The sequence below is a fragment of the Kitasatospora sp. NBC_01300 genome (assembly GCF_041435235.1).
GTDB lineage: Bacteria > Actinomycetota > Actinomycetes > Streptomycetales > Streptomycetaceae > Kitasatospora.
Genome location: NZ_CP108408.1, coordinates 7,148,003 through 7,163,620 on the forward strand (window position 1 = coordinate 7,148,003; position 15,618 = coordinate 7,163,620).

General features: G+C 75.7%; 15 protein-coding genes. 7 read left to right on the forward strand and 8 right to left on the reverse strand.

The features are described 5' to 3' along the window. Positions 1–2: 2 nt before the first annotated feature. Together OG556_RS30965 and OG556_RS30970 are read right to left on the reverse strand one after the other, a co-directional pair. On the reverse strand, positions 3–806 hold the full coding sequence (locus tag OG556_RS30965; protein ID WP_371521928.1) for an MBL fold metallo-hydrolase: 804 nt from the start codon (positions 804–806) through the stop codon (positions 3–5). A gap of 115 nt (positions 807–921) precedes the next feature. Continuing rightward, positions 922–2,202: an MFS transporter gene (locus OG556_RS30970; protein WP_371521930.1), complete on the reverse strand. Its 1,281-nt coding sequence runs from the start codon at positions 2,200–2,202 to the stop codon at positions 922–924. A gap of 169 nt (positions 2,203–2,371) precedes the next feature. On the opposite strand from OG556_RS30970, the gene OG556_RS30975 reads away from it, so the two are divergent. The 4 genes from OG556_RS30975 to OG556_RS30990 all read left to right on the forward strand — a co-directional run bounded on the left by OG556_RS30975 (position 2,372) and on the right by OG556_RS30990 (position 6,685). After that, positions 2,372–3,469: a DUF5937 family protein gene (locus OG556_RS30975; RefSeq protein WP_371521932.1), complete on the forward strand. Its 1,098-nt coding sequence runs from the start codon at positions 2,372–2,374 to the stop codon at positions 3,467–3,469. A 91-nt stretch (positions 3,470–3,560) separates the two neighbouring features. Beyond that, a complete protein-coding gene (locus tag OG556_RS30980; RefSeq protein ID WP_371521934.1) occupies positions 3,561–4,418 on the forward strand; it encodes a PhzF family phenazine biosynthesis protein in 858 nt (285 codons plus the stop codon). An 83-nt stretch (positions 4,419–4,501) separates the two neighbouring features. Then, positions 4,502–5,770: a phosphotransferase gene (locus OG556_RS30985; RefSeq protein WP_371521936.1), complete on the forward strand. Its 1,269-nt coding sequence runs from the start codon at positions 4,502–4,504 to the stop codon at positions 5,768–5,770. 9 nt (positions 5,771–5,779) lie between these two features. Further along, the gene (locus OG556_RS30990; RefSeq protein ID WP_371521938.1) at positions 5,780–6,685 is read left to right on the forward strand and encodes a LysR family transcriptional regulator; all 906 of its coding nucleotides are present in this window, start codon (positions 5,780–5,782) and stop codon (positions 6,683–6,685) included. Here OG556_RS30990 and OG556_RS30995 read toward each other — a convergent pair. The 3 genes from OG556_RS30995 to OG556_RS31005 form a co-directional block, all read right to left on the reverse strand. Beyond that, entirely contained in the window at positions 6,666–7,850 is a 1,185-nt protein-coding gene (locus tag OG556_RS30995) for an MFS transporter (protein ID WP_371521940.1), read from the reverse strand. The two genes, OG556_RS30990 and OG556_RS30995, sit on opposite strands and share 20 nt — an antisense overlap. 133 nt (positions 7,851–7,983) lie before the next feature. Next, positions 7,984–8,247 (reverse strand): ferredoxin, encoded by a 264-nt coding sequence (locus OG556_RS31000; protein WP_371521942.1) that lies wholly within the window; start codon positions 8,245–8,247, stop codon positions 7,984–7,986. Next, positions 8,244–9,461: a cytochrome P450 gene (locus OG556_RS31005; RefSeq protein ID WP_371521944.1), complete on the reverse strand. Its 1,218-nt coding sequence runs from the start codon at positions 9,459–9,461 to the stop codon at positions 8,244–8,246. The genes OG556_RS31000 and OG556_RS31005 overlap by 4 nt, the downstream gene beginning before the upstream one ends. Before the next feature lie 622 nt (positions 9,462–10,083). Between OG556_RS31005 and OG556_RS31010 the strand changes: the two genes are divergently transcribed. Genes OG556_RS31010 through OG556_RS31020 form a run of 3 tightly spaced genes read left to right on the forward strand, consistent with a single transcriptional unit; the run spans position 10,084 to position 12,252 of the window. After that, entirely contained in the window at positions 10,084–11,169 is a 1,086-nt protein-coding gene (locus tag OG556_RS31010; RefSeq protein ID WP_371521946.1) for an S-(hydroxymethyl)mycothiol dehydrogenase, read from the forward strand. Then, positions 11,166–11,795 (forward strand): MBL fold metallo-hydrolase, encoded by a 630-nt coding sequence (locus tag OG556_RS31015; protein WP_371521948.1) that lies wholly within the window; start codon positions 11,166–11,168, stop codon positions 11,793–11,795. Before OG556_RS31010 ends, OG556_RS31015 begins: the two co-directional genes overlap by 4 nt. A gap of 55 nt (positions 11,796–11,850) precedes the next feature. After that, positions 11,851–12,252: a pyridoxamine 5'-phosphate oxidase family protein gene (locus OG556_RS31020; RefSeq protein WP_371521950.1), complete on the forward strand. Its 402-nt coding sequence runs from the start codon at positions 11,851–11,853 to the stop codon at positions 12,250–12,252. Between the two features lie 21 nt (positions 12,253–12,273). Here OG556_RS31020 and OG556_RS31025 read toward each other — a convergent pair whose 3' ends face one another. From OG556_RS31025 to OG556_RS31035, 3 genes are all read right to left on the reverse strand, one after another. Continuing rightward, the gene (locus OG556_RS31025; protein WP_371521952.1) at positions 12,274–13,182 is read right to left on the reverse strand and encodes a phosphotransferase family protein; all 909 of its coding nucleotides are present in this window, start codon (positions 13,180–13,182) and stop codon (positions 12,274–12,276) included. A gap of 130 nt (positions 13,183–13,312) precedes the next feature. After that, positions 13,313–13,816: a DinB family protein gene (locus OG556_RS31030; RefSeq protein ID WP_371521954.1), complete on the reverse strand. Its 504-nt coding sequence runs from the start codon at positions 13,814–13,816 to the stop codon at positions 13,313–13,315. 109 nt (positions 13,817–13,925) lie between these two features. Then, a complete protein-coding gene (locus tag OG556_RS31035; RefSeq protein WP_371521956.1) occupies positions 13,926–15,575 on the reverse strand; it encodes a serine/threonine-protein kinase in 1,650 nt (549 codons plus the stop codon). Positions 15,576–15,618 lie beyond the last annotated feature (43 nt).

Genomic DNA, 15,618 nt, shown 5'->3' on the forward strand with positions numbered 1-15,618 from the left:
GCTCAGCCCCAGGCCATCTCGCCCATGGCGACCTTGGTGCCGAGGTCGACGGCGATCTTCAGCCCCAGGTCGGGGAAGCGCCGTTCCAGCGCCTCCTTCGCGGCGGTCGCGTCCGTGGCCCGGCCGATCTCGGTCTCGAAGGCGCGCAGGTAGTCCCGGGTGTGGCGGACGGAGGTGAGGTCGGTGGCCGCGCCGGCGGTGCGGTGGCCGGCCGCGACGAACTGCGGTTCGAGCGCCTCGATCCCGTCCAACAGGTCGATCCAGGCGGCACGTTGGGGCGGTTCGGGGGTGTCGGCGGTCCACACGTGCAGGCCCTCGAAGAGCAGCACGCCGCCGAGTACCGCGTGGTGGTGGTGCTGCCAGAGGTAGTGCCGGTCGGGCAGGTGGAAGTCGGCGCCGCGCAGCTCGAACCGGTGCCCCTCGAAGACGAGTTCGTCGCCGTGCAGCACCTCGGGCCGGACCAGCCGGGTGGGCAGCTCGGGACCGAGGTGGGCCCAGGCCTGGAGCTTGCCCTCGAACGTCTCCTGGATGTGCTCGACGGTGGAGGCGGTGGCCAGGAACCGTGCCTGGGGGAAGGCGTCCTGGACCTCCTGGGCGCCGAAGTAGAAGTCCGGGTCCCCGTGGCTGACGAAGACCGCGGCCAGCCGCTTGCCGGTGGCGCGGATGTGCTCCACCAGCCGGCGACCGTCGGAGCGGGTGAACCCGGCGTCCACCAGCAGGGCGTCCTTCGGGCCGGTGACCAGGACGGAGGTCTTGTTGAGCGAGCTGTCGGGGCTGTCGATGATCTCGAAGTCGAGAGCACTCATGGGTCTGTTGTCCTTCCTGCTGCCGGGCACGCCTCGCGGCCAGCATCGGCCTTGCGGGTGCGCTCCGCATCCGGAGGAGGGGCGGGCCGGCCCGATCCGACCCGCGCCGGGGCCGTCACGCCTTCGGGGCCAGTCGCAGCACCGCCAGCGCCCCCAGCAGGGTGGCCCCGGCCAGCACCGGCCACAGCACCCCCGGACCGGCCGCCAGCAGCGCCGTCAGTGCCGCCGGCGCCGCCGCCCGGCCCACGCCCGCGGACAGCTCCCAGCGCGCCAGCGCCCGTCCCAGCAGGTGCGGCGGGGCGGCGGCCGTCACCAGGGCCGTCCCCGCACCGGTGTAGAGGATCTCGCCCAGCGTGAACACCACCGAGACCGCCGCGACGCCCGCCGCACCCGCCGTGCCGCCCAGCGAGCCGGCCGCCCAGTACCCCAGGTAGGCCAGCGCCAGCGTCACCCCCGAGGCGGCCAGCACCGCCCGCCGCGAACGGTCCGCGAGCCGCAGCACCAGCACCAGCTGCAGCGCGATCACCAGCACCGTGTTGCCCACGAACACCCCCGACGACCACGCCGGGGAGGCGTGCAGGTGCAGCACCAGCAGCGCCGGCAGCGCTACCTCCAGCACGTCGAAGCAGAACGCGTACGGCAGGTTGGCGAGGCTCAGCAGGCTGATCCGCCGCAGCGACTCGCCCTGCTCCCGCACGTCCACCGCCCGGTCGGCGGCCCGCTGCGGCGCGCGCACCCGCAGCGACAGCACCAGCGCGGCGGCGGCCAGGCAGGCCGCGCCCGTCGCCCCGGCCAGCACCCGGATCGCGCCCGCCCCGCCGGTCACCACCAGCGTGGCCAGCAGCGCCCCCGCGCCCAGTCCCGCGTTGCGCAGCGACCGCCCGGCCGCCAGTGCGGCATCCCGCAGCCGGCCCTCGGTCAGCGTGCTGACCACCGCCGCGTGCGTGGTCGGCCAGGACTGGCTGCCCACCCCGATCAGCACCGACGCCGCCACGAACCCCGGCAGGCCGTCCGCGACCAGCAGTGCCAGCGCGCCCGCCGCCCGCACCGCCAACGTGGCCGCCGCCGGCAGGGTCAGGGCGCCGCGGTCGATCCACCGGCCGGTCAGCGGCACCGCCAGCAGGCCCGCCACCATCCCCGCCGACATCGCCAGCCCCGCCGCCGCCGCGCCCAGGTGCAGCACCCCGATCCCGTACAGCAGCAGGAACGGCCGCAGCAGGCCGGAGCCCACCGAGTCCACCACCAGCGCGGCCGCGTACCGGGGCCCGCCCGCGGCGGTCAGCAGTCGCAGCAGCGTGGACGGGCCCCCGCGGCTCGTACCGATCGGCGGGGCCGGCGGCAGGCCGTCGCGGACGGCGGCGTGGTCATGGACGGACTTGTCCTGGATCAGGCTCATGGCCGGTACCGTCCGCCCTGCCCGGCCCGCCGGGCACGTCGATTGACGCTAACCGTCAATCGACGCGGGAGCGGATCCGGGAGGGTGGCAGGATCGCCGTCGTGGGCGAACCGATCATCAAGAGGCGCGGGTGGGCGGACGCCCCTGCCGGGAGGAGCACGGCGGACGCATGAGCGTGACCATCGACATCACCGGCCTGCCCGACGAGCGCCTGCTCTTCACGCCGTCCCCGCTGGGCGAGCTGACCGCGATGCTGGACGTCCTCGCCGAGCCCGCGCACCACCCCGCGCTGCACGGCTGGGCGTCCAGCACCGCCGCGACGATCCCGCCGGAGCTGTCCGAGCGGCTGCTGGAGGCCGACTTCCTCTGGCGCTCCTCCCGCGCCGACTTCCTCGTCCCCGGCCTGCCCGGCGCCACCCTGGCCGCCGAGCTCGACGCCGTCGACCGGATGGACGACGAGCTGTACGTCGCCGCCGCCCTCGCCAGCACCTGCGGCTCCTCCCGGCCGGCCCGCCGGGCGCCCTCCCCGCTCACCGACCCGGTGGCCAACGAGCGGGCCCGCGAACTCGCGCTCGCCCGGGGCCCCCGGCAGGCCGCCTTCGCGGACCGGCTGCTCGCCGACCCGCCCGCCGTCCGGGCCCTCGTCCGGCGGATGCTGGAGGACTGCGAGTCCGCGTTCTTCGCCGACGCCTGGCAGCGCGTCCTGCCCGCCCTCGCCGCCGACGCCCGGCACAAGGCGGACCTGCTGGCCCGGCGCGGCCCCGCCGAGGCGCTGGCCGCGGTCTCGCCCTCCGTCGCCCTCGACCAGAGCGCCGACGGGCGGCGGCGGATCGTCATCGACAAGCTCCAGGACAACGCCACCAGCGGCACCGAGGGCGGCGGCGTCACCCTCATCCCCACCGCCTTCGGTCGGCCCCACCTCGTGGTGGTGTACACCCCGGGCTGGCGTCCCGTCCTCCAGTACCCCGTCGCCGAGGCGGGCATCCCCGAACCCGTCTCGCTGGCCCTCGTCCAGCAGCGGCTGGAAGCCCTCGCCCACCCCGTCCGGCTGCGCCTGGCCCGCACCATGGCCCGCGGCGCGCACACCACCGGCGAACTCGCCTCCGCCTGGCAGCTCAGCGCGCCCGAGGTGTCCCGGCACCTGACCGTCCTGCGCAAGGCGGGGCTGCTCATCACCCAGCGGCGCGGGCGGTACATGCTCTACCAGCTCGACCTGTCCGGCAGCGCCCGGCTCGGCTCGGACTTCCTGGAGGCGTTGCTGCGGTGACCGGTGGCGTGGTGACCGGCGGGCCGGCGGGCTGGCGGGCCGGGAACAGGTGAGCGGGAACAGCGGGGGAGCGGAACGCGTTCGTCCGGGCATGACCGACGACGCCTCACCCCGCATCCTGCGCTACGCCGCCTTCACCACCCGCCCCGAGGGCGGCAACCCGGCGGGCGTCGTACTCGACGCCGCAGGCCTGACCGACGAGCGGATGCTCGCCATCGCCGCCGAGCTCGGCTACTCCGAGACGGCCTTCCTGACCGCGGGAGCGACCGAAGGCGCCTACGGAGTCCGGTACTTCAGCCCGCTCACCGAGGTGCCGTTCTGCGGCCACGCCACGGTCGCATCAGCCGTCGCGCTCGCCGCCCGCACCGGCCCCGGGCAGTACGTCTTCACGACGGCCGCGGGCGAAGTCCCCGTCCAGGTCGACCAGGACGCGGAGGGCGTGCTGCGCGCCACCCTGACCAGCGTCGAGCCGCAGGTGGAGGACGTGACCGAGGCCGACGTCGACGAGGTCCTCGCCCTGCTCGGCTGGGCCCGCACCGACCTCGACCCGACCCTGCCGCCCCGGATCGCCTACGCCGGCGCCCGCCACCTCGTCCTCGCCGCCGCCGGCCGCGACCGCCTGGCCCGCCTCGACTACGACTTCGACGGCCTCGCCGCCTACACCCGGGCCCGCGACCTGGTGACCCTCCAACTCGTCTGGCGCGAGGCCCGGGACGTCTTCCACGTCCGCAACCCCTTCCCGGTCGGCGGCGTCGTCGAGGACCCGGCCACCGGCGCCGCCGCGGCCGCCTTCGGCGCCTACCTGCGGGAGCAGGGCGCGGCGGCGGCCCCGGCGGTGCTGACCCTCCACCAGGGCGAGGACCTGGGCCGCCCGGGCGTGCTGCACGTCGAACTGCGGACGGGGGACGCCCGGATCCGGGTGTCCGGCGCGGCGGTGGCGATCCCGTAGCGCGAACGCGATCGGCCCGGTCCCGGCCCGGGGCGTCCGGAAATTCGCTCGCACACCGGGCCCGGGTGGGCGAAGCTGCCCGGATGCAGCGAGCGAGCGAACGCACCGTCACGGTCCATCTCACCCACGGGGCCGAGTACTTCGGACCCGTGGGCCCGTTCCAGGCGGCGGGCGGGTGGTGGTCGTCGGTGGACGGGGTGGGCGCGCGGGCGGCCGAACTCGCCGGGGTGCCGGTGCTGGTGCTGCGGCTGGTGGAGGGGCGGAGCGAGCCGGGCGGGCGCGGCGGGCACGGCGGCCAGGTGTGGTACCACGCCGAGGCGCTGGAGCGGCCGACGGCCGTCGAGGCCCGGCCGCTGGACGCCGGGACGGCCGCGCTGCTCGGCCCCGCCGAGCGCCGCGCGGCCTGGGCCACGCCGGCCGGGCCGGGGGAGGCGCTGGCCTGGGCGGAGGCGGAGCTGGCCGGGGCCGGCCGTCCGGTCGCCGGCCCGGCGCGGCAGATCCGGACCTGGAACCTGTCGGGCCTCCTCCGCCTCCCGACGGCCACCGGCCGCGACGCCTGGCTGAAGACCACGACGCCCGCCTTCAATGCCCGGGAGGGCGAGGTGATCGCGCTGCTCGGCGGCGTCGACCCGGGCCTCGTACCGCCGGTGCTGGCCGCCGACCCGGCGGGCGGGCGGCTGCTGCTGGACCACGTGCCCGGCGAGGACTGCTGGTCGCCGTCCCTCGACACCGTCGAGGAGGTGGTGCCCCGACTGGTCGCCGCCCAGGCGGCGCTGGCCGCCGACGGGCGAGCGGCGAAGGCCGGGCTGCGCGACCGGACGCCCCGCACCCTGCTCGCCCAGGCGCAGGCGCTGCTCGGCCGGCTCCCCGGCGAGACCGACCTGACGCCCGGGGAACTGGCCGACGTCCGCCGACTGGTCGCCGAACTGCCGCTTCTGCTGGAGGAGTTGGCGGCCTGCGGTCTCCCCGAGACCCTGGTGCACGGCGACTTCCACCCCGGCAACTGGCGCTCCGACGGCGAGCGTCCGGTGGTCGTCGACTACGCCGACTCCTGCCTCGGCCACCCCGCCCTGGACGGGCTGCGCCCGCGCGCCTACCTCGCGCCGGAGCGCTGGCAGCACTTCGTCGAGGTCTGGCTGAAGGCCTGGAGCGAGCACGCGCCCGGATCCCGGCCGTGGCGCGCGCTGAAGCTGGTCGAGCCGCTGTACCACCTGTCCTACGCGCTGCGCTACCAGGAGTTCCTGGACCACATCGAGGAGAGCGAACGCCCGTACCACGCGGGCGACCCGGCCGCCGAGCTGCGCGCGGCACTGGCCTGCGGCGTTCCCGACCTCACGGGACAGAACACCTAGACTGCCGGAGTGGATCGGACGACGCCAGGCCCCGTGCACCCGGAGCTGCCGCTCCAGGAGCTGGAGTGCTTCTCCGTCCTGGTGCGCCAGTTGCACTTCGGGCGGACGGCGCAGCTGCTGGGCGTCTCGCAGGGCCGGGTCTCCCAGCTGATCAAGCGGCTGGAGGGCCGGGTCGGCGCCCCGGTGTTCGAACGGACCAGCCGACGGGTCGAGTTGACCGAGCTGGGGCGCGAGCTGGCCGAGCAGGTGGTGCCCGCCGTCGACCGGCTCCGGGCGGGCTTCGAGGCGGCCCGCGCCCGGGCCGCCTCGACGGACCGGCCGCTGCGCCTGGGGTTCCAGTGCGCCGTGTACGAGCCGGTGGCCAGGGCGATCGCGGGCCTTGCGGAGGGGGCGGCCCAGCTCGTCGAACTGTCCTGGGGCGATCCGTTCTCCCACCTGGGCCGGGGCGAGATCGACCTGGCCATCGTGCTGTCCCCGTGCCGGGAGGACGGCCTGCGGGTGCTGCTGGAGTTCTCGCGGCAGCCGATGTACGTCGCCCTCTCCGCCGGGCACCGGCTGGCCGGGGCGGCGAGCGTCTCCGCGGACGAGCTGGCCGGGCTGGCGCTGATCGAACCGCGTGGGCCCGCCCCGGACTACTGGCGCCGGGCGAACGCCCCGCGGCGGACGCGGGACGGGCGGGAGCTGGCCTACCCGGCGGGCGCGGCCACGCTCCAGGAGGGGCTGTCGACGGTGGCCAGCACCCGCCTGGGGCTGCTGCTGTGCGAGGCGAGCACGGCGTACGTCCAGCGGCCGGACATCCGCTACCTGCCGGTGCCGGGCCTGGAGCCGTCCACGCTGCTGGTGGTGCAGGGCGAGCGGCCGCCGCACCCGCTGGCCGGGGCCTTCGTGCGGGCGCTCACCGCCGTGGGCGCGTGACGGCGGCGAGCAGCAGCCCGGCCGCCGTGACCAGCGCCGCCGTGAGGAGCACGGCGTGGGTCCCGGCCCGGTCGATGACCAGCCCGCCGGCGAGCGAGCCCAGCGCGATGCTCGCGTTGAACACGCCCGCCCACAGCGCCGCCGAGGCCTCGATCCGGGCGGGGTCGGCGATCCGGACCCAGGTCTGGGTGGAGATCGAGACCCCGCCGTACGAGGCGCCCCAGACGACGAGCGCGATCAGCACCGCCACCACGCTCCCGGTGAGGAGCGGCAGGAGGGCGGTGGCGAGCGCGACGCCCGCGAGGGCGGTGGTCACGGCCGCCTTGGGGCGCCGGCCGGCCGCCGGGCCGAGGGTGAAGTTCCCGGCGACGCCGGCCAGTCCGTAGACCAGCAGGCAGGCGGCGATGACGCCGCTGCTCAGGCCGGCGTCGAGTTCGAGCACCGGCCGTACGTAGGTGTAGCCGGTGAAGTGGCCGAGCACGACCAGCGCCGTGACGGCGAGTCCGGCGGCGACGCCCCGGCTGCGCAGCGCGTCCGCGATCCCGTCGAGCCGGCCGCGCTCGTGGACGGGGAGGGCGGGGAGCGTGCGGGCGAGGACGGCGGCGGACACCGCGCCGAGCAGGGCGAGGGCCCAGAACGCGGAGCGCCAGCCGAGCAGCGCCGCGAGGTAGGTGCCCAGGGGGACGCCGAGCACCGAGGCGATGGAGACGCCGGAGAAGATCAGCGTGGTGGCGAGCGCGATCCGGGGCCCGTCGGCGAGGCGTGGGCCGAGCCCCGCGGTGATGCCCCACACGACGCCCATCGCGAGGCCGAGCAGGACGCGGCCGGCGGCCAGCACGGGGTAGCTGGGGGCGAGTGCGGTGAGCGCGTTGGCCAGCGACAGCAGCAGCATGAAGGCGACCAGCACGTGCTTGCGGTCCCGGAGCCCGATGAGCGCGGGAACGAACGGGGACAGGGCGGCGGCGAGGAGCCCGGTGATGGTCAGGGAGAGCCCGGTGACGCCGTCGGAGACGCCGAGGGTCTTCGAGACGGGGGTCAGCAGTCCCACGGGCATCATCTCGGCGGAGACCACGGTGAAGGTGGCGAGGGCCACGGCGGTGATCGGTGCCCAGCGGGGCGGGCTGCCGGGGGCGGCCGGGGGAGCGAGGGTGTCGGCGTCGGTCATGGGGCCAGCCCATCAGCCGCGCCGAGGGCGGAACAAGATCGATGAGCTCATCCGTCGATTAGCCAGGCTCATCGATCCGGGAACGCCCCCGGTGCCGTCCGCCATGGTGCGGCGGACGGCGCCGGGGGCGTGGTCACTCCGCCGGGGCGATCCGGTAGCCGCCCGCGGCCGAGTAGAGGGTCAGCGCCTCGACCGGGCAGAAGTCGACCGCGTCGGCCAGTGCCTCCGTCAGCTCGGCGCCGTCGGCCGCGTAGTCGGCCACCGGCTCGGCCTGCCCGTCGGCGCCGAGCGCCAGCGAGCCGGGGGCGCTCAGGGCGCACATCCCGGAGCCGATGCAGCGGTCCCGGTCGACCCGGACGACCACCGCGTCGGCGCCCGTCCCCGGGGTGGCCGTCACCAGGCGACCTGGAGGGTCTCGGGGCTGCGGGTGAGCAGGCCCCGCCGCCAGTCGATCTCCTCGGCCGGCCCGGTCAGGCGCAGCGAGGGCAGCCGGCGGGCCAGGCGGTGCAGGGCGAGTTCGAGCTCCATCCGGGCCAGCCAGGCGCCCAGGCAGTGGTGCGGCCCGGCGCCGAAGGTCAGCATCGGCGCGGCCAGCGGGGAGAACAGCTCGGTGAGCAGGTCCCCGGTGAAGACCGTCGGGTCCTGGTTGGCGGCGACGGTGTCGGCGGCGACGACGCTGCCCGCCGGGATGACCACCCCGCCGATCTCGACGTCCTCGATGGTGCGGCGCAGCAGGCCGGGCAGGTGCTGGCCGTCGCCGAGCGGGACGGCGCGCAGGATCTGCTCGGTCGCGGCGGTCGCGCTGGCCTCGTCGGAGGAGAGCCGCTGCCAGGCCTCGCGGTCCTCGGTGAGCAGGTAGACCAGCGCGTTGCCGAGGCTCGTCATGGTGGTCTCGTGGCCGGCCACGACGAGGCCGATGACCAGCGTGACCAACTGCTCCTCGGTGATCGAGCCGTCCTCGGCCGCGGCCGCGAGCAGGCTGCTGACCAGGTCCTCGCCGGGGTCGGCGCGGCGTTCGGCGATCACCGCGGCGCCGAAGCCGGCGAACTCGGCCATGGCGGTGGCGATCTCCTCGGCCGTGTAGGCGGTGGCGGAGAGCGCGTGGTCGCTCCAGTGCGACAGCTTCTTGCCGTCCAGGTTGTCGAGCCCCATCAGCCGGGTGATCACCTGGACGGGCAGCTTGCGGCTGTAGCCGGCCACGATGTCGGTGGGGGAGCCGTGGTCGATCATCTCGTCGATCAGGGCCTCGACCACCGAGGCGACCCAGGGCCGCCAGCGGGCGATGGCGCGCGGCGTGAAGGCCCGCTGCACGGTGCGGCGCAGCCGCTGGTGCTCGGTGCCGTCGATGTTCAGCAGGCCCTGCGGGCTGTCGAGGATGTTCGGGATGAGGGTGATCGGCGGGGCGTCCGGAGCGTAGAGCGGGGCGCGGCCCAGGCGCGGGTCGGTCAGCACCTGCCGCACGTCCGCGTGGCGGCTGACCAGCCAGACGGGCGTGCCGGTGGGCAGCGCGGCGAGCCGCGGCGGGCCGGGCTCCAGGCGGCGCAGGCAGTGCATCGGGATGAGCGGGACGGTGCCGGTTCCGGCACCGGTCGCACTGTTCTCGGCGGACATCCGTACTCCAGACTCCAGGGCGGGGGGCCGCGCGTGACGGCCCGACGGGGGGTGGAACCGGGATGGTGCGGGGACGGGTGGGGCGGGCCGGCGGGCGGCTCGGCCCGGGCCGGGTTCGGCGGACCGGGACGAACGGCGGAGCGGGTGGAGCGAACGGCGGATCGAAGGCGGAAGCGGAGGCGAACGCGGACCGGAACGGGGGATGGCGCGAATCGTGCGACGGCGTACGGTCGGTACGCCTCGGCGCGGACGGCGCGCGGTGGCGCACCGTCGGGTGGGGCGGATGTGCTGAGCGTGGTCGCGTGGACCGCTTCTGCTACGACCGTACGTGGGCGGCGGCGCGCGCGTCAGCGGCACTTCCAGCCAACGGCGCTCCTTTCCGGGCACTTCGAGGCACGTTGACGGGCGCTCGGCACCGCCCGCGCGCCCTGCCCTGCGGGCCGCGCCGGGGGTCCGGCGGGTATCTCGACGGCATATGACGCCCTCGCGGCCGGTGCGGTGAGCCGGATCACCGGGCCCGCCCCGTCGGCGCCCGTCGCTACGGGCGCTACGCTTCGTGGGCAGTCGTTTGTCGCAGGTCACGCCGGTGCAGAGCCGCATCGGCCGACGGAGGTGGAATCGGATGGCCCAGCAGGTCAAGGCAGTCATCGCGCGCGCCAAGGGCGCGCCCGTGGAGGTGACCACGATCGTGGTGCCGGACCCGGGGCCGGGCGAGGCGGTGGTCAAGATCCAGGCCTGTGGGGTCTGCCACACCGACCTCCACTACCGCGAGGGCGGCATCAACGACGAGTTCCCGTTCCTCCTCGGGCACGAGGCGGCGGGCATCGTCGAGTCGGTCGGCGAGGGCGTCACCGAGGTCGAGCCGGGCGACTTCGTCGTCCTCAACTGGCGCGCGGTGTGCGGCCAGTGTCGCGCCTGCCGGCGCGGCCGCGCGCAGTACTGCTTCAACACCCACAACGCCAAGCAGAAGATGACGCTGCTGGACGGCACCGAGCTGTCCCCGGCGCTGGGGATCGGCGCGTTCGCCGAGAAGACCCTGGTCGCGGCCGGCCAGTGCACCAAGGTCGACCCGGCGGCCTCGCCGGCCGTCGCCGGCCTGCTGGGCTGCGGTGTGATGGCGGGCATCGGCGCCGCCATCAACACCGGGGGCGTCGGTCGCGGCGACTCGGTCGCGGTGATCGGCTGCGGCGGCGTCGGCGGCGCGGCCGTGATGGGCTCGCGGCTGGCGGGCGCGTCGAAGATCATCGCCGTCGACATCGACGACCGCAAGCTGGAGACGGCCCGCAAGCTCGGCGCCACCCACACCGTCAACTCCCGCAACACCGACCCGGTCGAGGCGATCCGGGAGCTGACCGGCGGCAACGGCGCGGACGTGGTGGTCGAGGCGGTCGGCCGCCCGGAGACGTACAAGCAGGCCTTCTACGCCCGCGACCTGGCCGGCACCGTCGTCCTGGTCGGCGTGCCCACGCCGGAGATGACGCTGGAGCTGCCGCTGCTCGACGTGTTCGGCCGCGGCGGCGCGCTGAAGTCCTCCTGGTACGGCGACTGCCTGCCCTCGCGGGACTTCCCGATGCTGATCGACCTCCACCTCCAGGGCCGCCTGGACCTCGGTGCGTTCGTCACCGAGACCATCGAACTCGACGCGGTGGAGCAGGCGTTCGAGCGCATGCACCAGGGCGACGTGCTCCGTTCGGTCATGGTCCTGTGACCGCGCGCATCGACCGGCTGGTCACCGCCGGGACCTTCGAACTCGACGGCGGCAGCTGGGAGGTGGAGAACAACGTCTGGATCGTCGGCGACGACGAGCAGGCGGTGGTGATCGACGCCGCGCACGACGCCGACGCGATCGAGGCCGCGCTCGGCGGGCGCCGGCTGCTGGCGATCGTCTCCACCCACGCGCACAACGACCACATCGACGCCGCCCCGGCCCTCGCGGCCCGCACCGGCGCGCCGATCCTGCTGCACCCGGACGACCTGCCGCTGTGGAAGCTCACCCACCCCGAGCGCCTCCCGGACGGCGAACTCGCCGACGGGCAGCGGATCGAGGTGGCCGGCACCGAGCTGACCGTCCTGCACACCCCGGGCCACGCCCCGGGCGCGGTCTGCCTGTACGCGCCGGAGCTCGGCACCGTCTTCACCGGCGACACCCTGTTCCACGGGGGCCCGGGCGCGACCGGCCGGTCGTTCTCGCACTTCCCGACGATCATCGACTCGATCCGTGAGCGGCTGCTGTCGCTCCCGGCCGAGACGGTGGTCCGCACCGGCCACGGCGACCCGACCACCATCGGCGCCGAGGCCCCGGCCCTGCCGGAGTGGATCGCCCGCGGGCACTGACGACGAACGGCCCCCGGAGCACGGCGCGCGCTCCGGGGGCCGTAGCATCGCGATCATGGCCCATGATCCCCGCGACCTCGACGACGCCTTCCTCGCCTTCTGGCGCGAGCGTCACATCGCCACCCTGACCACCGCCCGCCCGGACGGCTCGCCGCACGTGGTGCCGGTCGGCGTGACGTACCAGCCGGAGACCGGGACGGCCCGGGTGATCACCAGCCGCACCAGCCGCAAGGCGCGCAACGTGGCGGCGGCCGGCCCGCAGGGCCTGCGGGTCGCGGTCTGCCAGGTGGACCGGGCGCGCTGGTCGACCCTGGAGGGCGTGGCCGTCGTCCGGGACGAGGCGGAGCAGGTCGCCGACGCCGAGCGGCGCTACACCGAGCGCTACCGCGAACCCCGGGCGAACCCGGACCGGGTGGTCATCGAGATCGCCGTCGACCGCGTCCTCGGCCGGCCCTGAGAGCCCTGCTCCCGGGCTTCCTCACGCGTGGCGCGCGCCCATCCTGAGCGCGAGCTCGCGGGCGTGGTCGGCCGCCGCCGGGCCCCGGCCGGAGTCGGGCGCCTCGGAGAGGAAGACGAGCGCCAGCATCAGCGCGGCGTCCAGCCGGCCCACGACCAGGCACGGATCGTCGTCGGTCGGGGCGGTCGCCGTCCTCGCGTACCCGCTGCGGACCGCCGCCGGGTCGAGGCCGTTCTCCGGGTACCGGGCGTACTCGACGAGTCGGCCGAACTCCAGGGCCGGCGGCCCGAGCAGGGCGTTCGACCAGTCGAGCAGGGTGACCGCCCGCCCCTGGTGGCGGCGGATGTTGGCGCTGCGCACGTCGAGGTGCAGCAGGCTGTCCTCGGTGCAACCGGCGAGGTGGCCGGCGATCAGGGACGCGGCCGGCGGCTCGGGCCAGTCGTCGACGCGGCGGCCGATCTCGGCCCAGCGGCGCCCGATGCGTGCGGCGATGGCCGCCGCCGTGCCGGTTCCCTCCGCCGCGACGGGCCTCAGCCGCGGCGGCGGCACCCGGTGGAGCCGCGCGAGCAGGTGGCCCAGCTCGAAGGAGTCGAGGTCCGAGCCGTCGTCGGGGACGTAGGCGGACAGCAGCACGTCGGGGGCGGCCGGGTCGTCCGCCAGGACGAGCTCCCTCGGCTGCGCGACCGGCAGGCCGTGGGCGGCCAGGTGCTCCGCGACGGCGTACTCCTGCCGGAGCAGGGTGCGGGTGTCCACGTGGGGGTCGTTGGCGTTCGACTCGAACCGCCGGCGCGCGAGCCGCACCGCGACGGGCCGCCCGTCCTGCCCCTGCGCCCGGAACACGGAGAACTCCAGGCCCTCGCCGACGAGTTCCAGGCCGCTCAGGCCCCACCGCCCGGCCACGTCGTCCAACGCGGCGAATCGCTCACTCATGTGCACCTTCGGGGTTCCGCGGTCGCAGGCCGGCCTGCGCCTTCACCACCAGTGTGAAGGCGCAGGGCGGGCACGTCAGGCGTTCACCGGAGACGGCGCGGGACGGCGCGGGTGCGGCCCCCGGCCCGGCTCAGCCCCGGTTGTGGTCGCCGGCCGCGCCGTCGATGAGTTCGCGCAGGATGTCCACGTGGCCCGCGTGCCGCGTCGTCTCCGTCACCATGTGGATGAGCACCCAGCGCAGCGACACGGCGTCGCCGAACCAGGACGTGCCCAGGTCGTCGAGGTCGAGCTCGCCGATCACCTGGTCGGCGGCGGCGCGGGCGCGGGCGTAGAACGCCAGGACGTCCTCGGTGGACTCGTGCGGCTCCACCCTCATGTCGGAGGTCTCGTCGGCCTCCACGTCGAAGGGCAGGGGCCCCGTCTCGCGGCCGAACGCCTCGCAGAACCAGCCCAGTTCGGCACCCCCCAGGTGCTTGACCAGGCCCAGCAGGTTCGTCCCCGACGGGGTCATCGGCCGCCGCAGCTGCTCGTCGTCCAGGCCGTCGAGCTTCCACAGCACCGCGTCACGGTGCCGGTCGAGGGCGACGTGCAGACTGTCCTTCTCATTACCGGTGAACGGTACGCGCTTCATCATGGGCGGACCGTACCAGCCGCCACCGACAGTGCCGCCGGGCCGGCGGCCGGGCCCCGTCCGGCCACGCCTGCGCGCGGAACGGGCCCGTCCGCCCGGGGGTGGCGCCGCGTCAGGCGGAGCGGTGGTAGGAGGTGAGCGAGATCCGGACCGGGCCGTCGTCGGCCGTGGCGAGGACACGGACGATGGCGATGTCCTGGCCGCCCTGGGCGCGGACGCAGAAGCTGCGGTCGGTGCGCAGGGCGTTGAACGGCAGGGTGGAGACCGGCTGGGTCTCGACGCCCTTGACGCAGTCGGGGAGGGTGAGCCGGCCGGTCGGCGCGACGTAGGCGTCGCTGTCCTCGGGGAGGTAGAACGCGCCGGCGTGGCGGCCCAGGTACCAGGTGGAGGCGTCCTGGGCGGTGACCTTCCCGGCCTTGAGGTCGAACTCGTAGCTCGGGTCGGGGGAGGTGAGTTCGAGGTCGGTGTGGACGGCGGTGTACCCGGCGGCCGCCGTGGCGGCGGTGGTGGCGGGGGCCGGGGCGGACGGGGTGGTCGTGGTGGCGCCGGCGGACGGGGCGAGGCCGGCGGCGACGTTCTGGTCGTCCAGGTCGTCCAGGTACTCGGGATCGAGCAGGACGAACGCGGCCGCGGCGCCGACGAGGAGGGCGGCGGTGGTCAGGAGCACGGTGCGGGTGCGGGTGCGCCGGCGCGCGGGGGCGGCGGGCTCGGGTCCGGCGGGGGCCGGTTGCAGCCGGGTGGGCGGCGGGGCGGGGAGGCCGAACGTCGTCGGGGCGTCGGCCGCGGCCCGGGCCGGGGAGAGGACGGTGGCGGGCGGGGCGGGTGTGCCGGGCGTGGTCGGCAGGTCGCTGTGGCGGCGGATCGCGCTGCTGACCTGCTGGGGCAGCCAGTCGTCGGAGAAGCGGAGTTCGCCGCCGGTGGCGGGGTGCCGGCGGGCGGCCTCGATCAGCTGGGCGGTGCCCGGCCGGTCCTCGGGGCGCTTGGCCAGGCAGAGCCGGACCAGTTCGTGCAGTCCGCGCGGCAGCTGGGAGAGGTCGGGCTCCTCGTGCACCGCCCGGTACAGCGAGGCGGGCTCGGGCCCGTCGCCGAAGGGGGGAGTGCCGGAGCCGACGTAGGCGATCAGGGCGCCCAGCGCGAAGACGTCGGTCGCCGGGGCGGCGGACAGGCCGAGGGCCTGTTCGGGGGCCATGAAGCCGGGCGAGCCGATCCGCAGACCGATGCCGGTGAGCGGGCTGGCGTCGGCGGCCCGGGCGATGCCGAAGTCGATGACGCGGGGGCCGTCGGCGGCGACGAGGACGTTGCCGGGCTTGAGGTCGCGGTGGACGACGCCCGCCGCGTGGATCGCCTGGAGGGCCTCGGCGATGCCGGCGAGGAGCAGCAGGACGGTCCGTTCGGGCAGCGGTCCGTAGTGCTGGACGACCTGCTGGAGGGAGGGGCCGGGCACGAAGGTGGTGGCCAGCCAGGGAGTGGCGGCGTCGGTGCCCGCGTCGACCACCTGGGCGGTGTAGAGGCCGTGGATGCGCCGGGCGCTGGCGACCTCCTGGGCGAAGCGGTGCCGGAACTCGGGGTCCTCGGCGAGCTCGGGCCGGACGACCTTGAGCGCGACCGGCCGCCCGCCGGGGGTGTAGGCCAGGTAGACGAGGCCCATGCCGCCCGCTCCGAGCCGCGCGCAGAGGCGGTAGCCGCCGACCTCGCGGGGGTCGTCCGGGGACAGCGCCTGGAACGCCGTGGGCGACGGGGCGCCGAAGGGCTCTGCGGTCATGCTGGCTCCCAGCGGGTCGTGCGGGTGGGACGGGGGAGTGGCG